The organism is Lysinibacillus parviboronicapiens (assembly GCF_003049575.1).
GTDB lineage: Bacteria > Bacillota > Bacilli > Bacillales_A > Planococcaceae > Lysinibacillus > Lysinibacillus parviboronicapiens.
On record NZ_PYWI01000014.1, the window covers coordinates 13,484 to 33,833 of the forward strand.

Below are 20,350 nucleotides of genomic sequence, written 5' to 3' on the forward strand. Positions count from 1 at the left end.
TTCTTACCTTTATATCAGGAAGAATATCTCTAAGCTTATTGTTTTTACTTACTTTTAGGACAGCCTATCTTTAATTAAAAAAAGGAGTTTAAAAATGGCTAAACGTGAAACGAAACTAACATTAGCAGATATTCAACAAAATGCGGATGAGCTCAATAAAAAACAAAAATTTCACATTGATAAAGACCAGGGTAAATTCATTTATTACTATCCAAAATTCAGTAAGCGTAAAGTAACGATATTAATAAATGACTTAGCAAGCACTATCGACTATGTGCAGCAAAATAACTTAGATTTCTTTAAGAATGACCATGAACTACAACACTATGTCCTCTTTTTAGTGATCAAGCATTTTACTGATTTAAAAACTGAACTTAAAGATAAATCTATTGAAAGTCATTTTGCTACTATGAATAATCTAGTAGAGATTGGTTGGTACGACCTATTCTTAACGGAAATGTTTACGATGCAGGAAATCTCAAATGTGCTAGAGGAAATTAGTAAGCGACTCAATTTAAGTATGCAGTTTTTAGAACTCGAAAAAGAGCTAATCAATAAAATCGAGTCTACTGACAAAGACAAACTAGTAAAAGAGCCTTCACTTAGCAATCGTTAAAATTTTGAACTACTCCCCTACCTTTTTAGGTGGGTACTTGAACATTTTAGGATATTCAACCATATTCGAAAAAAATAAAACGATAAACTGATGATTACAGCTACTGTTAAAGTTGCTGTATTTTTATGTTTATCTTAAATTAGGAGGGAAAAACGATTGAGTACTGGTGGTGGACAAACAAAAAAACCAATGGACTTATTAGTCGCTCTAGGAGTCAATGACGAGGTTTCAAGAAAAAATATACATACATATATAAAGAGATTAAAAAATATAAATGCTCTAACGATAAACTTAGATGTAAAAGGTCACAATACGCAACTATTCCTTGAATACGAAAAACAAATTCATGCACTACAACAACATTTAGACGCGTTAAACCAAAAATTACAGAGTGTTGGAACTGGATCATCCCCTACCCTTTCACTATTCGATGAATTCAAACAGCAAGTGACCTCTTCAGTAAAATCGATAGACCAGCTAAATGAAGCCATCGGTGATGCAAATCTAAATGTAAAATCATTTTACAAGCGTTTAGCAAGCATTCCTACTGGCGACTTACAATCACTAGAGCAGCTATTGACACAACTGAAAACAGAAATAGAAACAATCAATTTTAACCAATTTAAACTAAATGGCATTCAAGAAACACAACAAAACCTGCAAGCGCTCGAAGCAAATTTATATAACATTTATGAGTTAAATAAAGCCTACGCAAACAACACCAATTTCGAACAATTAACCTACCAAATTTCAGATTTAAATACTCAAATCAATAATATTCAATTTGGTGAAGGTATACAAATTGCAGGCATCTCTGAAATCCCAAGCCAACTAGAAAGCATTAATCAAGCTATTGCAGAGTTTGGCAAGAATACTAAAGAAGCCTCTCAAAGTTCAACGTCTCTACTTGATTTTGGGGTAAACATGTTTGAGTTATCAAAAACAGCAAAGGAAGCATATGGTGATATTAGAGGAGCCGGAACAGGTATAGCAGCAATTGGGAAAGGTTTACTTTCAACATTTGGACCTGGCTTAGCTCTAACAGGTATCGATTTTGTGTTTGGAAAAATAATTGAAAGCAGCGAGAAAGCAAAACAAAAAACAGCAGAATTAGCGGCTGAACAAAAGAATATTTTGGATACTTTTACTTCAAATGCTACAGAAATTGATACATTATCTACTAGATACGCTGAATTAGAAAATGCAATGACATTAGGCAATACAGACTCCTCTGTACTTGCCGAATATCGTGACATTGCTAATCAACTGGGCGAGATTTTACCAAACATTGTTACAGGTGAAGACGAATTTGGAAATAAAATCATTGGTTCATCGGAAGCATTAAAGATAAAAATAGGTCTACTTAAAGAACAACAGGCATTAGAAGCACAAAGTGCTGAACAAGTCGCACAAGAAGAACGTGACGACAATATTAATACACGAAAAAAAACAATTTCTAGCCTTGAAAAAGAACAAAAAAATATAGCGCATAATGCTGCCGTCACCTTAACCCATAGTACAGACATGAGCCAAAGCATTAAAGATAAAGTTACTTTTTCGGATAACAAAGGAAATCCTTTACTTAAATCAACAGAGGATTATGAAAATAAAATAAAAGAATTAAATAAACTTCAATCTAGTGCTGAGAAAAGTGGCAATAGTGATTTAGCAGATTACTATGAGAGACTAAATAATAACGTCAAACACTTCAAAGAAGAAATTGTTAAAAATGAGAGAGAACTTAATCAGGAAGTTTTAGCACAAAAATCTGACTATATCTCTAATATTGCCCATATAATAGGCGAAAATGATAAATTAACTGATAGTGTAAAAAACAATGCGGCAGGTTTTGCTGCACAATTAATTGACGTAACAGATGCAAGTAATTTAGATACTTTACAAGAATCGTTAACATCATTATTTTCAAACGATAACGCCGATACAGTAACAAATGATATTATAGCTTCTTTCCAAAACATGGAGAATGCTACCTCTGACACTTTTGACTCAATGGCTAATGAAACAAAAGATAAAATATCAAATATGACTGCTGAACTGACAAAGTTAGGATTAAGCGAAGATGAAGTAAATAGTATTATGAAGTCTTTAAAACAACAATTCGATGATACTACTAAAACTCAAAAAGAAGTATCAATTGAAATGAAGGCTAATAACTTAACATTCGCTGAAGCAAAAGCAAAAGTTTTTGACTATAAGGAAGAAGTAGAAAAACTTACAACTACTTATGAACAACTAGCAGGGGTATCACAGAAAAAAGTAAATGATACTTCGGACTTATTATTCCAATATGAAATGTTAACGAATCAATTGAAGGGATATACAGAAGAAGAGATACGAAACCTTAGTCAAAAAGGTAATTTAACAGCGGAAGAACGGCAGCTTGTAGATACTTTAAAGTCTCGTGATCTAATCATGAATAGTTTGAATACACACTACCCTTTTCTTCTTGATAATGACGGTAAAGCAATAGCCTTAAGTGAAGAAAAAATTAAAGCCATTCAAGCTGAAAATCATGCAAATGAAACACTTTTAAAAGCATATAAGTTAGCTCGCGAAGGAAAATTAACTGCTGACCAGGAAATGATGATATCTTCAGCTCAAGCAACAAAATTTAAAATCTTAAATGCTAAAAAAGAAATTATGATGTTAGAGAATTATGTTAGAGCTAATGAAATCTCATCAAAAGCAATTGGCACGATGAATGGGTTTCTTGGTATAGCACTGACAGCACAACAATTAGTTGTAGAAAATACTATTAGTAACTACAAAAAAGAATTAAGTGGTTTAACTTTAGATTTCGACTTTAATATTGGAGAGATAGACGAATTTACTTCTTCAATTGAGTCTTCTAAGAAAGCCTCAAAATCTACAAATTCAACAACCAAAGAATCCATCCATATTACAGACAAATACAAACAAACACTAGATAATTTAAATCTTGAGATTGAAAAACAGGTTAAAGTTCAATCCACCCTACCAAAACATTCCGAAGAGTATCGAAAGTCACTTCAAGCACAAATCGAACTCGAAAAGAGAAAGCTTACTTTAATTGAGGATCAAGAAAAATCCATAAAATCTCAGATTGCTGCAGGAAAGATTAATAAAACAGGGACTGTTTCAGGTAATAATGCAACAACTTCCGCGACCTCTTCTAAATTAAATGGTTGGAATGGTCCAATTACAAGCAATTACGGCAATCGTACACTAAATGGAAAAAAGGATTTTCATCTAGGCGTAGATATCGATGGCTCCATGGGGCAACGACTAGACTCCCCTATCAATGGAAAAGTTATTAAAAGTGGTGACGCAGCTAAAAACGGAGAGCATGAATCATATGGAAATATTGTCATGATTCAGGATGACAATGGCATAAAACACCTATTCGCTCATATGAATGAAACTCTCGTAAAAATCGGAGACAATATTACAGCAGGAACCAAAATTGGAACAATTGGTAATTCGGGGAATGTTTATAAAGGTTCAAGTGATGGCTCTCATTTACATTACGAAGTCAGAAAGAACGATAAAACTATTAATCCTACTGACTACTTGAACAATGCAAAATCAGGAATTATTAGCTCTAGCAGCTCGACTGCTGTAGAAACAACGCAACAAGCAATCGACCAAGCAAAATCCGAGTTGCTCAAAATACAAAGTGACATTCTTAATCAAAAAGAGCTAATTGCTAAAATTGAAAAAGACATTATAGACTCTCAGTTATCTCATTTTGATTGGAAGCGAGGAAATATACAATCTAATTTAGATTATGAGGATTCCAAGCTAAAATTGGTTGATAAAAGTTCGAGTCGATATACAAAAACAATCGATCTACAAACGAAATATTTAGAGCAAAAGCAAACCGTAAATAATCAGGAACTCGTCTATTTAGAAGGATTAATTAAAAATGGCTCTCTTTCAGCTATCACGCTAGATGAAATGAAAAGTAGATTATTGGAATTGAAAACCGAAATGTTAGACACCAATAATGCCATTTCACAATTGGCTTTGAACAAACTCGAAACGTTTGACTATCAACGCAGCATGCCAGAATCACAGCTAGAATATGAGAATGCTAAAATACAAGAATTAGATACCAATTCCGCTAGATATGCCAAGACATTGCAACTGATGACCATTTACATGAATCAAAAGCAAAAGGTCAATCGAAGCGAGTTACAATATTTACAACAGCAGATTGCAAACGGCAAGCATTCAGGCGAAGTTTTAGAGCAGCTTAAAGAGCGATATGCACAGCTTACAACTGAAATAAAATTGCTAGATATTGAAATTCGAGAAAAGAATTACGAAATATTGATTAATATTAAGACTCAATATGATGAGAAAAATGATAATATTGAGTTTTCAATCGAGCGAAGTAAAATTATCCAGTCCATGTTTGATGAAGGCTCCGATGAAGATATTCGTGAAAGTAAATTCCAAAAAGAACAGCAAAAAAATTTAATAGAAAGTATTAAAAACCAAATAAACACCACCAAAAATAATATATTACAACTCAGTTTGCTTCCTGAGGATTTAAAAAAAGCAGAGGCAGACCTTAAAGCTTTGGATCTTAAAAGGGCTCGTTTAACAGCGGAACTTGCAGCAGACGAAAAGAAAAAACAAGAAGAATTAGCAAATAAATTAATTGATGCCTATAAAGAATACATACAAGAAAAACGGGATGCACATATAAAAAGTATCGATGACGAGATACAGCGGGAAAATGACCGTCACGACACTGTCATGGACAATTATAAAGATGAAATGGATTTATTTAGAAAAAATATCCAAGATAAATTGAAACTAATTGACCAGCAAGAATCCCAGCGTGATTATGATCAGGATATTGCTAAACTTGAAAAAGAGCGCAATGATATCCAAGGACAATACAATTTATTGCTGCTAGATAATTCTCACGAGGCTAAATCTAAACGAAAAAATTTACAAGAGCAACTTGCTCAAATTGACGAGGAAATTTCAGAAAAACGCCATGACCGTGAAATAGAATTACGGAAAGAATCATTAAATGAGCAATTAGAAGCAAAAGAAACTGAAATGAGTCAAAAGGAAGAGCTGGAAAATGAATATCATGAAAAAGAATTAAACTTAATAGATGAGAAAAAGAAATATTGGGAACAGTTCTATACTGATAGACTAAATGATGAACGTAAATTCGAAGAAATTAGAAAGAAAATTCGCGATGGAGAATTCGCTTCATTAAAACAGGAATTTGGCGATTTTAAAAATTGGTTAACCGAAAGCATGCCCGATTTAGAGAAAACACTAACTGGAACATTCGATAAAGTTGGAACCTCTATCAGACAAAATATTATTGAGGAATTAGAAAAAGCATTAGATTTAATGAATCAGGTTGAGAAATCATCACAAATAGAAAATGGTGAGTATGGTTCTTCGGATGATATTAGCAATAATAAAAACAAATCTTCACTGATTGAAGGTGATATGCAAGTACTGTTAGGGAAGTTTATGACCGATGTTCTTGCTGAAGAAGAACCAAACTCTGTACGTAAAGCAAGTATTAGAGAAAAGGCTCACAATCTGGCCCAAGAAGGCAGAAAAAATAATTCTGAGATTCCCACAGATATCGATTTTACTAATTACATAACAACAAAACTATCTGATGATGATCTACTTAAATTAAGTAACTTTTTTATGGAACAAGCGAAGCACGTAGTCATAACACCCCAACTTCAGGATCTTATCATAGATAAAGCAAATGCCTTAAGAATAGCCGGGACTCAGTACAATTTTAATAACTCTGCTTCTGCCTTACAAGGAGGAATGACGAATTTTTCTAGCAATGGTATTGACGGTTTAGGTGGGAAAGCGATGATTGTCCATCCAAATGAATTAATTCATTCCCCTATTGACACTAAAAACTTACTTTCAATGGCCAATATAATGGATAGAGCTAGCTTATTCTTCCGACCAATATTAGATAGAATCCCGCAATTTAGCAATACCTTCAGTACAGTTCAAGCCGCTTCTGCTGCAACATACGGAGACATCAACATCGAATTTAACATCGATAAAATGAATGGTGATATGAATGATCTCAATAAATTTAGCAAAATGATTAACGATGACTTATTACGTAAGAAAGGGATGAGAAATTAGTGTTAGAATCTATTCATTTTATGTATGATAATATCTCATCAAAGGATATGGGCGTTACGATAGGATGGTCTTCAGGTAATTTATTTGAAGAGAATTTTTTACCGTCACGGCGAATTATCGAAAAGAAAATCGCAAATAATGAAACACCTTACTTTCAGAGAGTGGAGCATGAACCACTCTCTTTTAAATTGTCCTTTTATCTAGATGATTGGGTAAACGAAAGTGATTTAAGAAAAATTGCACGCTGGCTCTTCCAACCCTATTATAAACCACTAGTATTTGATCATAATCCTAATAGAGTCATGTATGCACTTGTAGAAGGTGATTCAACGCTCATACATAATGGGCTCAAACAAGGTTATGTAGAACTAAAGATTCGATGCGATTCACCTTATACCTATTCGCATGAACATATACTAGATAAGATAGAGTTTCGAGAATCGAATAAAAGTTACTTATTAAAGGATGATATGACTACATTTGCGGAAGGAGAATGCCATAATATGAAAATTACTTCAAATGGATTGACAATTGATGCAATGAATAACACATGGGGCATATTGTATGCCAACACTACGAATTGGGGTGACAATTGAAATGGAAACTACAAATAAACTAGGCTTAAAAATTGTAACAGAAACCACATTTGAGCAGGATGATATCAAGGAAACCATTGTCAACTATGGTGAAAACTTTAATAAACTTGAAAAATACTTAAAATCGTCTGCTCAATCTATTGAAGAATTACATGATAACACGTTTTATCCGATTGGTTATATTGTATGGAACAAAGCACCCGCCATTAGCGCCCATATTGGTTGGGTTGCCACGAGAGAAGGCATCCATGCTAAAACCTGGAAACCTAACAAGAATTATGTTGTAGGAGATTTAATAAAGGCTGTGCCTGATAATGGTGGTTTATATGAATGTGTAGTGGATGGCAAAAGTTCAACTAGCTCCCCTACCTTCCTTACAGGATTACATCAAGAGTTTTATGATGTTAATGGTAGTAATTGGCGCAAGGACTATAACTATGAAGTTGGGGATATTGTTTATCCTACTAATGGTAGCAAACAATACTACTACATTTGTGAAACAGCAGGATTGTCTTCAGTAAATGAACCCGTATGGTCTTCCATTCAAAATGAAACTGCATCCATTGATAACTCTGTCGTTTGGCGAAAAGCGAAGACCATTAAATGGAAACGTATTGGAAACAGCTGTGAATTTAGGCCATTTGGCAAAATAGAATAGAGGTGCTTGCATGACAAATTGGGGTTCCATTTCAACGGTAAAAGGCTCGTATATCTCCAACATACATTCTATTTCTACTAATGCCCAAAAATATTTGACAACGATGGCAGCTAATATTGTAAATGTATATGCTAAACAAGTCGAATTCTATTATTCAGTATCCTACGATACGCTTAAGTGGACCGCATGGCAGCCAATAAATTTCAATGATACTGGTCTTTTAGATCAATATAGCCTCAAAGGAATGTCCTTTAGATATAAAATCGTCATGAGTGCTACTAAAGAGCATGAAAAACCTTATATCCAAACATTCTCTATTAGTTTTGATCCATGTGCTGTTTTAGAAAACTTAGGTGATTTTACGGTAAAACCTAAAGTATGGATTAGAAAAAAGAACGGCAATGGAAACGTAGCAATAACGAATACTATGACAAATCAAAAGATGCAATTACATAATTTAATTGATAACGAAGAAGTTTTTATTCATTGTCAGAAAGAAGAAATAGTGTCAAATCGACAATATTTAGGCGTCTATCGCTATGATGATCACAATGATGAATTTTTGGAACTAACGATTGGGAACAACTACATTCAAGCAGATGGAGATTTCGATATGCATGTTAGATACCAACATGTATTTATTCAACAATAATTTTCAATGAAAGGGGGTGATAAAGTGAAATTAGGTGACATTAATTATGATATAAAAGCTGCACAACCGAGAATTTTCCTCTGTAGACCCGATAAAAAAACAATCGCACTTCTTAGTGAAGCTTATGATATTAGCTATAATACGAAGTTAAATGTATTAAATGAATTATCTTTCAAGATACCGACAGTTATTTTGCAAGATGGTGTTCCCACGGACAATCCGAATATCCAAACGATTAAAAATCGATATTTATTTAAACTGAAGTTCGGTCCTGTAACGGAATACTTCTTATTGAATGAATCCACCAAATCTTATAGCGATGATGAATATATTCAATACTCTGCCCTATCGTTGGGTGTGCAACTGAGCGATAAAAATATTAGAGATTTTGAAGTAGTCAGTAAAACGCTCGCACAAATTACAAACGAAATATTATCCTCAGCAAATACTAATTGGAAAATTGGTTATGTCGATAGCTTTTTCGAAACCTATCGCAGCTATGAAGTATCCTCAAATAATATTCTAGAAATTATTTATGATTTAGCAAACCTATGGAATGCTCTAATTGTTTGGGACACACTTAAATGTGAAATAAACTACTATAGACCTGATAATATTGGCAACAATAAAGGGTTTTATATCCGAGATGGCAAATATTTAGAAAGCTTTAATTTGTCTACTAACACGATTGATACAATCACTCGATTAAAGGTTTATGGTCAAGATGGACTGACAATACATCGGTTAAACCCCACAGGTCAGGCTTATTTAGAAGATTTTAGATTCTACCTCTACCCCTTTAAACGTGAAAATGGGGTCGTCATTAGCCATTCGGAGTACTTAAGTGATGACTTATGTATTGCATTAGAAAATTATCATGCATTAGTAGAGTCATTAGCAGAAAAATTCACTCACTTAACGAGTTCTATCACTACGCAGAATTCCATTATTCAAACTGAAGAACAGCGTCTTAGCAGTCTACAAACACAAAGAATTATCATAGAAGATGAATTAGATTTATCCAATGCTAACTTTCAATCGAACTCCCCTTCTCACCTGGATATCATTAACCAACTAGAAGCAAAAAGAGCTGAGATTGCCAATCAAGAAGCCTTTATTCGGGACTTAAACTATCAATTAAGCAATTATCAAGATGAGTTAGAACGATTAAGAAGTAAATTACTAAGAGAAAATAATTTCTCAAAAGAGCAATTGGCTGAATTATCCAATTTCGAAATCGATAAAGAATATACAAATGACTCGATTGTCGATGATCAAGATTTGTTAGAAGAAGCACAAGAAATTTTCAAACAATACTTACAACCAAAAATTAAATTAGATATGAATATGATTGATTTTTTAGCAGTCGTGGAATGTCAAAATGATTGGGACAAACTCAATTTAGGTGATATCGTCAGTGTTCGTTATGACCGATTGCAGGTAGATATTAAAGCTAAAATAACGGAAATTACCTATGATTTTGAACGAGAAAGTATTTCAGTTATTATCACCAACGAAATTGATGAAAAAAACACCTGGTTAGAGCAACTTAGTAAGGCTGGCAATACCTCTACCCTCGTCCAAATGGAAAAATGGAAATGGAATCTTTCCGAAAAAAACAATGGGGCCATCAACGACATCATTAACAATAAATGGGACTCTTTAAAAAATGCCGTAATGGCTGGTTATAATCAGCAAATTGAAATCAATGAGCGCGGCATTACAGTAAAAGATTTAACCGACCCTTTAAGCTGGCTAGTGATTCAAAATGGATTTTTAGCTATCACAAACGATAACGGCAACTCATGGAAGCACGCCATTTCGAAGGATGGTATTTTTGGCGAGAGAATTTTCGGTAAAATAATTTCGGGTGTGAATTTAATCATTGAAGACGAATCAGGTGTTTGGCTGACACAAGGCTCACGGACCACTATTTATAATCGTAACGGTGATGAAGTCATGCGGTTAGGGCTTGTATCAGATAATGAAAAAGATAAAGACGGAAATTTAATTCCTCAAGAATCTGAATGTTTTGGTCTTGTTTCATGGAATACGATAACAAAAGTAGCGTTGACAACTTGTGAAGGTTTTTCAGTCAGCAAAAAAGACGGCGATGATTGGAAAAAAGTACTATGGGCTAATACAGATGGTACGTTGTATTCTCGAAATATGGTGGCCGAAAATATTAAAATCGTAAATAACCTAGACCAAGTAATTTTAGATGCTGAAAATAATTACTTTGATATTGGCTTATTTGACAAGATTGTGGCAGACGGTAAATTGACTACGCTTGAAAAATTAGAGCTTATTAAAGAATTATATAAAATACACTCAGACTACAAGCTGCTTCTTCAACAAGCGCAAAAGTATATTAGAAGTGAACGAGATAATAAAACAGATGTTGATGGCAAATTTTATACAGATACTCAAACGTTCCGTACTGTCTATTCTATAACTGACAGATATTCAACAGGTGCTTTAAAAAATAAATATTTAGAGTTAATGAATTATATTTCAAATTACATAAAAATAATTAATAACGGCTATTCGGAATCACAAAATTTGAATATTGATATGACTGATCCATTGACAGAATCCACAAGTCCGATTGAAAATCGTGGTATTTTTGTGCAAAGATTTAAAGATTACTATGATGAGGCTACTCGCCTTCGACAGGCTATTGAAGACTCCTTGTTCTATTCAGGTATTCACATGGGTGCATATAATAATAATTTAATTATGAATGAGTTTGGTTTTATAGCTGTGCGCAGTGATGGTAAATATCGAGCTTTCCTGAATGCTACTAATGGTCTTGCTCTGCAAAAGTGGGAGAATGATAAATGGGTCAGTAAATTATTTGCTACATTAGGTGACGATAAATGGGAAGATGGCACACTGTATGCTGAAGGTTTAGTCACAAAAAACTTACGCATTGTAGATGGCAACTTAGGCGACGCCATTATTCTTGATTGGGAACGTGGCATCACTATCTTTGGTAGAAATGGCGAAGAGATAAGGCTAAACGCAAACGAAGCCATTTCAATTTATGTTAACGGCAATAGAAAATTCTACGTTGACACAGATGGTAGGCTTTATGCCAAAGATATTACGACCCATAATTTAAAAATTGTTGACGGTTTTTTAGGAGAGAAAATAACTTTCGACCACAATAAAGGTATTACGATTAACGGCAATAACGGCGAAGAAATACGCTTAAATGCCAATGAAGGCATCGCCATTGATGTTAAAGGTGAAAAGCGCATTTGGATTGGTAAAGATGGCCTTATCTACGCTAAAAAACTTCTTATAATGGGTAATGATAGTGATGAAATGATAAAAGATGTGGATGGAAGTTATATTTCCGATTTAACGGTCAATAAATTAAAGACACTGAATTCCAACCAACCACAAGACTTTATTCATATTAAGGATAATTTCTTTAAGATTAAAACAAATTATGGCGGTTCTGAAAAAGATAAGCTCACGATCACAGTGAAAGAAACTGGAGATGCTGCTTACCCTCACATGACGTGGGGGGCAGGCGGAGATGCGGGCGCAGGAAACAATGTCGGATACCAATACAAAAAAAGTGATGGCTTCTATTTTGACTATGTGGGCACGGATGGCCAAAAACGAGAAATTGCTCTTAAAAATGGCGATGAATCCATTCTAATGAAAACACCTCACTCCATGAACTTCGATGGCAAAAATATTAATTTCAAAGCTTCCAATGCCATTACTTTAGCGGTAGGAGAAAATAAAATTGTCATCAGCACTTCGGGAGTTAAGGTAAATGGGTCTCGAATCGACCTCAACTAAGGAGGAAGTAACATGCCTGAAGTTTCAGTGAAAGGAAATAAAATTCAAAATAGCACAGCAACGGGGCATATCAAGGTAAAAAAACCAAATGAATATACTTGTGAAGCAGGTTATATGAACGGTGAATATTATTCAGGATATTGGTCAGGTGGCGTGTGCTATGGTGTTCTAACTCCCCCCTCCTCCTCTCACTCATACGATCACATTAGTGCAACGATTGAAGGGGAAATAAACGAAGGTAGTTCCAATGTATTCGTCAATGGAAAAGAAGTGGTATATTCAGGAGCAAAAACGTCAGAAAAAGACACCTACTCAGTTCCGAGTGGTTGGTCTTATGACAGTGGTTCTCATACAAATGCCACTGGTTCTGTTACTGGAGGAAGTTCGACTGTGTTCGTTAATGGCAAGTCATTAGCCAGAAAAAGCGACAAAGTGACTACTCATGGAGGCACTACACCAACACTAAGTGAAGGTTCCAGCAACGTATTCTCAGGTTGAAAAAAATGAAGAAAGAAGGTGAGTAATTGTCATTACCTATTAACTATTTAGAATTTAATAATCCTATCCATATCGTTTGGAGAAAAGGTACGCCCAACGATCCTTTTATCGATAGACTTGATATTGCACGAGTAGTAAATCAACGGGTATTCTTATTAGAAATTCCTGACGAGATGTTTAAAGTACGTATTGCAGGCATGTTTGAGATAAACTACGAAGCCTTTATAAAACACAACCTCGATAAAAATGAATTTTATGTTGACTATACGAACGGCTTTGTTTATGTCCATGAATCAAAAGAAGCGGAGACCCTTTCCATTATATATAAAGGAAGAGGCCTTATCCTCTACCCTTCTACTCGTATCATTCATTATGATGGGACAACCGCTACTGAATCATTGCATGAAATCATTGAAAAAAGTAAAGCGCAAGTACAAGAATTAATAGATCGAACAGACACTTATGAAGAGTACTTAAACCGTCTTGTCATCGCTATTAACAATTCCAATAACGCCACAGACCAGGCTTTAATTGCAACACAGCAAGCAAAAGATGCTACCGAATTAGTAAAAGACGCGTATGAAACAACTGTTCTAATTTATCAGCCTTTTGTCAATACATATAACGATATTGCGAAAAAGTTCCCTTACCCGGAAGTTGGATGGACTACTCAGGTTTTTGATACAGGCATCCGCTATAGATGGAACGGAAAAGACTGGGTTCCTATCGATGCATTAGGGGGCAACATTCCTCTAGCAAGTGAGCTTTTAAACGGATTAATGAGCAAAGAGCATTATATGAAACTTAAAGGCATTACTGAATTTGTTAATGAGAAAACAATTGTATTCATCATTCCAAAAGATATCTTAGAAGGCGTTCAAGATCCTCATGTTGTCTTTGATTACGAAGGTGAAATTGTAGAAGTAAAAGCCTCTGTCACATCAAAAGGCGCTCAACCAACTCCCGTTAAAATTCAAAAATCTGCCAATTTTACGGATTGGCATGATATCACGGATAACCCAGTTGTGATTGGCGAAAACCACTATCTTGATGATAAAACACACGCTTTAACAGAACGTAATGTGAAAAAAGGTGATATTTTCAGATTAACTATCCCCTCTTTTTCTGTCGATGCACAAAACTTATCGGTCAATGTAAAAATAGTGTTAAACGACTCTCTAAATCTTCATTGATTCGGAGAGTTTTTTATTATAAAAAATTAAATTAACTAGAAAGAAGGAATTTTATAATGACAAACCCACCTGTAGTATCATGGTATGAAGGTACAAACGAACTGGCAAGCAAAGTAAACAACACAGTAAACTATGGTACTGTTGACGCAGATTCAGAGTCCCCACATAAAACATTTTATATTTGGAATAATAGAGAGGGTAAATCTGATTGTTCAAAAATGGAAGAAGTGACATTTACAACTCGCGACCGAGAAGGTGGTCCTGGGGATTCAGTTGGTAAAGTTGTTGAAGCTGTACGTGATAACTGGTTCCATGTACGAGTTGACACTTTAAATGAAACTAAATTTACGCCTGTAGGTAAAGGTGGGACTGCGAATCCATTAGGTACTAAAGATTTAGGTACAAATGGTACTACAACTAACAAAAACGCTAAAAATGCTTCTGTGTGGTCAAACAACACGATTTTAGTTTTAGATACTTATATACAACCTACAGTAGCAAATGGTTTTATCTATAAAGTAGTTAAAGCTGGTACAACAGATGTAACAGAACCCTCATGGGCAAAAGTGGAAGGCAATTTAGTACCTGACAATGACATTGAGTATATGGCAATTAAAATTGATAAAACACCTGCTGCTAAGGAAATATTAGGGTTGGCACATGACACATTAGATGATGGAAGCAATGCCGATTTTGCAGGCGGTAACTTTGTAAAAGTTACTGTCTATGCAGATGTACCAATTACAGCAAGCGCAGGTAAAAACCTATTAATGCAACGTGTTTCTTACCGTTATGTGTAAAAGCAACATAATGATATTTAAGAAATAAAATAGTAATTTTACAGGGTAAGGGAGCTTTCTCCCCTACCCTATTTTTATAGATTGATTAAAAGAAAAACTTCAATGCAATGAAGGAGATTGATAAAAATGCTATTCGCAAACGCAGGAAACAATCAAGCATATGGTATTCCTTTCAATTGGAATGCTGATTATGCAAATGGAAAAAATTACGCTGAGTATGACCTACTTACGCATAAAAAAAATGATTTTTACTTAATTCAGAAAAATCAGGTCATTCGTTTTGGTTTGTTTGGTCAAGGAATGAAACTTTACTTCGAAATGTCTGATGGTTCTTTCAACCTAAACGGTAGAAGAATTGAAATCGAGTACATTGATGAAATAGCAGAAGTATATCACTTAACAACAAACTTCGCAGACAAAGACCTTATCACATATAAAGAAGCTTACGCTGATTACAACAACGTTCAAGGTATTCAGCAATCAAACTTAAAGTCAATTAATTTTGGCTACAAAACAAATTACGAAAAAGAAGGAGTTCAATTATTCTTTCAGCCTATTGTTTCACTTCCTTTAGACAATGAAAGTCCTTTTGTTGAAGTTAAATTGACTTCCAATAAATCAATGAATGGTCATTTGGTATTTAAGTCAAGAGGAATTGAAGTAGAACGCTTCTACGCCCCTTTAGAAGCCAATAGAGCAGGTCAGATGAATTGGACTATCAAATAATTAACTAGGCGAGGAAATGGTATTATGAAAAGATTTTGGCTATATCTACCTGATAAAAATGATTCTTTAGAAATAACAACAGCTAACAACAAGATTTCTTTATTTGAGTCTTCAACTGAGAAAGCATACACAATAGACACAGGAAAATACTCAATTCAAATGCTAGTAGATAAACTTGTTAGCAAAGGCTTAGACGCTAAGATTGGAGAAATTAAATCATCTAAAAACTCAAAGTTCATTGTGTTGTTTTTAGATAATTCATTTACAAACGTAAGTGGTAGTTTTATTACTTTTATTGGTGGTATTGAGTCGATTGATACAGGAGATAGACAAGAAGGTAATATAACTCATATTTAATAATAAGAAAGGAAAATGCTCATATGGCTCTTATAGGCGGTAATTTAGAAAAGAAAGAAATAGGATTACCTATTGGTGTCTCAGGAACACATGACAATACTGAAATTAACAAGACAACAGGATTTCTTCAACTAGTGGAAGTTGATATTGATGGTCAAGGAAACCCTATTTACACAGAAGAAGGTTCATGGACTTCTGATGTGATTGATTTAGGAGATATTTTTCAGGACTTCGAAAAAATATTCACAACTAATACAAACAATGGCGCAAGCTCATTCGCAGTATTAACAAGAGTTTCAGACAATGGTAGAGATTGGTCTGATTGGATTGCGATTGCGGAAGATGGGGCAATTCAGTCTGACACTAAGCAGTACATTCAAGTAAGAATAGATTTATTTGCAGGGTTTGTTACGGATGTTTTTACTATAGCGAACAGTGATTTCAATACGAATGAATTTATTGAAGAAAAAGAAGTTAAAGCAGGTAGTTATATTGTCCCTAGATTAACATCAAATACATCTTCCTCAGAAGGTTTTGCTTTTGCAGAAACAGAGTATAGTAGTAGTTATTCAGCTTGGTATGCTTTTGATAAAGCAGACAAAGCAGAAGGTTATCTTTCTAGAAATGGTTTTCTAACAGGTTTTGTAGGATTCTATTTTAACAATCCTGTTAGAGTTAGCAAATATAAGGTAAGAAGCGCAGGTGGTACTAGTGGTCAGCTATCAGGTATGGTTAAGTCATGGGTTCTTCAAGGAAGCTTAGATACTACAAATGGTACTAATGGAACGTGGGTAGACTTAGGTACTCAAACTAAGCAATCATGGACAGCAAGTTATCAAGACAAAGAATACTCTATTTTAAACAATGATACTTATAAAGCATATAGACTTAAATTTTCTGAAAACAATGGACATGCTTCATACGCAGGCTTAGGAGAATTAGATTTCTATGAAGAAGGTACAACATCTTTAAGTCTCAAACGTGATTATACTTATGACAAGGAATTAGATTCAACTTGGTCAGACATAGGTAGCTTACACAGAAAGAAAATCACTCGTGATGATTGGGTAAGAATTGATAGATTGGAGGTAGTGGAAGAGTGACAGAATTATATAGTATATTAACACAGCCTGAGGAAAAATGGACAAGATATGACTATAAAAACAGTATTTTTACTTATAGGGGAACAACCTCTGATTATGGCAATTGTATTGGATTATTAAGTGCAAGTGCTACTATAACTTTTTCTTTTGTTGGCAGTGCTATTAGAATTATTGCAGGGACAAGAGATAATTTTAGAGCTACAAATGTAAAAATAAAAATAGATGGTGGAATGGAAGAATCAATTACAACACTAAGAGGTACAGGAGATATTGGATATGTTTTAGTTTATGAAAAGCAAATGGACTATGGAAATCACAATGCAACTATAACAGTTTATGATGGTGCTAGTAGTAGGGCGTTTGTTTTTTATGGTATAGATACTTATGAAATTGAAAATAAAACTCTTATTTTACATGATGGTGAGTATAAACGATACATCGAAGGTAAAGATGCTGTTTCTGGTACAAATTTAATACCAGTAATGATTAATGACACTAATCCAGTACCATATGTATCAAGTTGTAAGGATTCTTATGGAGGTTTTTTCTCTTTCAATGCATTCAATAGAATACTAAATGGTGCAAGCAGATGGATTGCTAACTCTTCTAGTGATACATGGATTAAGATTGACTTGTCATCTCCAAGAAAAGCTTACACATATCAGTTGACATCTGGACATATAACTCAGCAAATAAAGTCGTGGATTTTACAAGGAAGTAATGATGATAATCTATGGATAGACCTAGATGAAGTAAACGAACATCCATTAGCAATTGACTCCTATGAAAAATTCACAATAGACAATCCAGATAACTACAGATATTATAGAATATTTGTAAAGGCTACAGTTAGTGGATTTGCTTCTCTAAGTGGATTTACTTTATTAACTCAAGATATTCCAGAGGTAAAAGAAAAATGGGAAGATGTAACAAACACAATTCCGACCAAAGATGAGTTCGTTACTAAAGGTATGGATTCACTATCTATACTTGACCGTACAGTCGCAGAATTAGAATCTTTGCCAATGGCAGAGAAAAGTGAGATTTTAGGGACAGGAGAAATTGGGAAAGTATTTAGTAAGACAATTGATTTAAAGAAATATTTTGATATTAGAAGTATAAAGATAGAGGTGAAATAATATGGCAGTATCTATAATAAACAGCAGATGGATTGCTTCTAATGACTACACAGTGGCAAATGGAGTATTGCGTTCTGATAGCACAATAGATTATCGCTCTCTCGGAGATGGTAAATTTTATTTTGAAATAATAAATGGTTCAGGAAGTTCTAATAGATGGATAGGACTCACTGATAAAGACAATCCTCCTTGGAACGCTCCTGCGTCAATGCTTGGAACTATGATTGCGATATGGCAACCAGTAGCCAATGCTGTCTACGGTGTTCATCTAGACTTAACATCTGCAACTCAAGGTAAACTTAGATGGAATGTAAACGGTGGAAATTTTTCTAATTGGGCTGATATAAAAGACCATCCTCAAAACATTATAACAAAGATTAAGCCAGTCATAGGTAGTGCCGCAAGTGCTAATCCTAATGTCTCTACTTTTATCAATGCAGGTCAAGCACCATTCCTTAATAGTGCTGACAAATTGCTAGAGGATAGTGAATTCGAAGGAACACACTTCTTTGATGGAAGTGGTTCTTTTGCAACGAGTAAAACATTACTCTCTGCCAAAGGAAAATATTATTCAGTATCAAATATCGACACTTGGTATGAAACAAATATGACATCTGACACCTCCCCCTCTCCATTAATGGCTAGTGCAAGTAGAATTTATAATACTTCATATCCTGCTTGGAAAGCATTTGATAATGACCTCACGACATCTTGGCTTTCATTAGGTAGCGCAAATGAATGGCTTACTATAGACTTAGGTGAGAAGAAACTAATTGATTCTATTAGTATTCAAGGAGTATCATCTGCTATTACTACCTCTTATGTAATTACAGCCAATCCAAAAAATATGAGACTTCAAGGTTCTAATGATAATGCTATTTGGAATGACTTACATGTTACTACTAATTTATCTTGGACAAAAGAAGAAATAAAAATATTTTCTTTTTCACTTAGAAAATATCAATATATTAGAATTTTCATAGAAACTAATAATGGTGCGCCCTATATAGGAATTAGTGAAGTTAGAGTAGGATATAGTGGTAATGGCATGGTAGCCTATGAAATACCCTCTCTCTCTAAACAAAACTTTATAAATTACGGTAAATCGTTATTTTCAGATATGAATCAACCAATAGCTACTAAAAACTACATTTTACAAGATACTGTTAGTGAAAATGCAGAAGGTCTTTGGACTACAAAAATAAATAGAAAACCTCTTAGCATTAAGTTTAATTAGACTTAGTGCTTTTTGATTTTCTAAATTTAATAAAAGAAAGGAATGATTAAATGAGTGTCTTAGTTTGGTATGAAACAAAAATGACAAGCAATACTGCTCCTTCCCCATTTGTGGCGAGTGCTAGTAGTATTTTTTCAACTACGTATGATGCTTGGAAAGCATTTAATGGAACTAACTCAAGTTCTACTGATGTTTGGTCTACAAAAGAAAATGTACCTACAGGATGGCTACAATTAGATTTAGGTGAACAAAAATATGTTAATAAAATGGTACTTACTTCAAGAAATGATTCAGCCACAGGTGCAACTTCACCACCAAAAGATTTTAAAATTTTAGCTTCTAATGATGGCACTAACTTTGATATTATTGCTGAATTTTCTAACCAAACAAATTGGTCGCCTAATGAAAAAAGAGAGCTCGATATAAGTAATAATAAAAAATATAAAATTTACAGAATCGAAATCTTAACAAACAATGGGTATACTCATACAGGAATAGGGCAATTGCTATTTGGATTTGACAACAGAAATTCATCTATCTTAAAAAATTCAACAACTCAAAAACACTACTCTCTCGACAATAAAACTCTAATTCATCTCCCATCTTCTTCTGATAAAAACATGATTTTACATGGAATTGAGCAAGGTAAAGAGATTCAATTAGATGTACCTTTTGACAAGAAACTCTACCCTTCTAATGAGGAAAAAACATTGGGAACAGGAAAAGTCTTCGAAGTTAAAATAGGTGGAAAAGAAAAAAATAAGACAACAAATACATTTATAAGAGAGGTGAAATAA

The 20,350-nt window shown here is 34.1% G+C and carries 15 protein-coding genes; all 15 read left to right on the forward strand.

What is annotated here, in order from left to right; genetic code table 11:
- Positions 1-94: 94 nt before the first annotated feature.
- The 15 genes from C9J35_RS13065 (at position 95) to C9J35_RS13135 (ending at position 20,350) form a co-directional block, all read left to right on the forward strand.
- Positions 95-616 (forward strand): YomO family phage-derived protein, encoded by a 522-nt coding sequence (locus C9J35_RS13065; RefSeq protein WP_107924847.1) that lies wholly within the window; start codon positions 95-97, stop codon positions 614-616.
- A gap of 156 nt (positions 617-772) precedes the next feature.
- Entirely contained in the window at positions 773-6,775 is a 6,003-nt protein-coding gene (locus tag C9J35_RS13070; RefSeq protein ID WP_107924848.1) for a peptidoglycan DD-metalloendopeptidase family protein, read from the forward strand.
- A complete protein-coding gene (locus C9J35_RS13075) occupies positions 6,775-7,371 on the forward strand; it encodes a distal tail protein Dit (RefSeq protein WP_107924849.1) in 597 nt (198 codons plus the stop codon). Before C9J35_RS13070 ends, C9J35_RS13075 begins: the two co-directional genes overlap by 1 nt.
- On the forward strand, positions 7,340-8,029 hold the full coding sequence (locus C9J35_RS13080) for a hypothetical protein (protein WP_107924850.1): 690 nt from the start codon (positions 7,340-7,342) through the stop codon (positions 8,027-8,029). Before C9J35_RS13075 ends, C9J35_RS13080 begins: the two co-directional genes overlap by 32 nt.
- Positions 8,030-8,039: 10 nt before the next feature.
- Positions 8,040-8,681 carry a phage tail domain-containing protein gene (locus C9J35_RS13085; protein WP_107924851.1) on the forward strand — a complete coding sequence of 214 codons (642 nt, stop codon included), beginning with the start codon at positions 8,040-8,042 and terminating at the stop codon, positions 8,679-8,681.
- Between the two features lie 24 nt (positions 8,682-8,705).
- The gene (locus C9J35_RS13090) at positions 8,706-12,500 is read left to right on the forward strand and encodes a phage tail spike protein (RefSeq protein ID WP_167395966.1); all 3,795 of its coding nucleotides are present in this window, start codon (positions 8,706-8,708) and stop codon (positions 12,498-12,500) included.
- A gap of 12 nt (positions 12,501-12,512) precedes the next feature.
- Positions 12,513-12,998, forward strand: coding sequence for a PAAR domain-containing protein (locus C9J35_RS13095; protein ID WP_107924853.1), 486 nt, complete (start codon positions 12,513-12,515; stop codon positions 12,996-12,998).
- A 26-nt stretch (positions 12,999-13,024) separates the two neighbouring features.
- A complete protein-coding gene (locus C9J35_RS13100) occupies positions 13,025-14,191 on the forward strand; it encodes a hypothetical protein (protein ID WP_107924854.1) in 1,167 nt (388 codons plus the stop codon).
- Between the two features lie 56 nt (positions 14,192-14,247).
- Positions 14,248-14,991 carry a hypothetical protein gene (locus C9J35_RS13105; protein ID WP_054767848.1) on the forward strand — a complete coding sequence of 248 codons (744 nt, stop codon included), beginning with the start codon at positions 14,248-14,250 and terminating at the stop codon, positions 14,989-14,991.
- Between the two features lie 126 nt (positions 14,992-15,117).
- Complete coding sequence (locus C9J35_RS13110) at positions 15,118-15,717, forward strand: hypothetical protein (protein ID WP_107924855.1); 600 nt, start codon at positions 15,118-15,120, stop codon at positions 15,715-15,717.
- A 24-nt stretch (positions 15,718-15,741) separates the two neighbouring features.
- The gene (locus C9J35_RS13115; RefSeq protein ID WP_107924856.1) at positions 15,742-16,074 is read left to right on the forward strand and encodes a hypothetical protein; all 333 of its coding nucleotides are present in this window, start codon (positions 15,742-15,744) and stop codon (positions 16,072-16,074) included.
- Positions 16,075-16,097: 23 nt separating this feature from the next.
- Positions 16,098-17,177: a hypothetical protein gene (locus C9J35_RS13120; protein WP_107924857.1), complete on the forward strand. Its 1,080-nt coding sequence runs from the start codon at positions 16,098-16,100 to the stop codon at positions 17,175-17,177.
- Positions 17,174-18,316, forward strand: coding sequence for a discoidin domain-containing protein (locus C9J35_RS13125; RefSeq protein WP_054767853.1), 1,143 nt, complete (start codon positions 17,174-17,176; stop codon positions 18,314-18,316). Before C9J35_RS13120 ends, C9J35_RS13125 begins: the two co-directional genes overlap by 4 nt.
- Position 18,317: 1 nt before the next feature.
- Positions 18,318-19,553 (forward strand): discoidin domain-containing protein, encoded by a 1,236-nt coding sequence (locus tag C9J35_RS13130; RefSeq protein ID WP_107924858.1) that lies wholly within the window; start codon positions 18,318-18,320, stop codon positions 19,551-19,553.
- A gap of 50 nt (positions 19,554-19,603) precedes the next feature.
- A complete protein-coding gene (locus tag C9J35_RS13135; protein WP_107924859.1) occupies positions 19,604-20,350 on the forward strand; it encodes a discoidin domain-containing protein in 747 nt (248 codons plus the stop codon).

Coding starts and splice junctions, on each gene's coding strand:
- C9J35_RS13130 (WP_107924858.1), top strand. CDS start 18,318: ATGGCAGTATCTATAATAAACAGCAGATGGATTGCTTCTAATGACTAC.
- C9J35_RS13135 (WP_107924859.1), top strand. CDS start 19,604: ATGAGTGTCTTAGTTTGGTATGAAACAAAAATGACAAGCAATACTGCT.
- C9J35_RS13110 (WP_107924855.1), top strand. CDS start 15,118: ATGCTATTCGCAAACGCAGGAAACAATCAAGCATATGGTATTCCTTTC.
- C9J35_RS13120 (WP_107924857.1), top strand. CDS start 16,098: ATGGCTCTTATAGGCGGTAATTTAGAAAAGAAAGAAATAGGATTACCT.
- C9J35_RS13085 (WP_107924851.1), top strand. CDS start 8,040: ATGACAAATTGGGGTTCCATTTCAACGGTAAAAGGCTCGTATATCTCC.
- C9J35_RS13080 (WP_107924850.1), top strand. CDS start 7,340: ATGCCAACACTACGAATTGGGGTGACAATTGAAATGGAAACTACAAAT.
- C9J35_RS13105 (WP_054767848.1), top strand. CDS start 14,248: ATGACAAACCCACCTGTAGTATCATGGTATGAAGGTACAAACGAACTG.
- C9J35_RS13095 (WP_107924853.1), top strand. CDS start 12,513: ATGCCTGAAGTTTCAGTGAAAGGAAATAAAATTCAAAATAGCACAGCA.
- C9J35_RS13115 (WP_107924856.1), top strand. CDS start 15,742: ATGAAAAGATTTTGGCTATATCTACCTGATAAAAATGATTCTTTAGAA.
- C9J35_RS13065 (WP_107924847.1), top strand. CDS start 95: ATGGCTAAACGTGAAACGAAACTAACATTAGCAGATATTCAACAAAAT.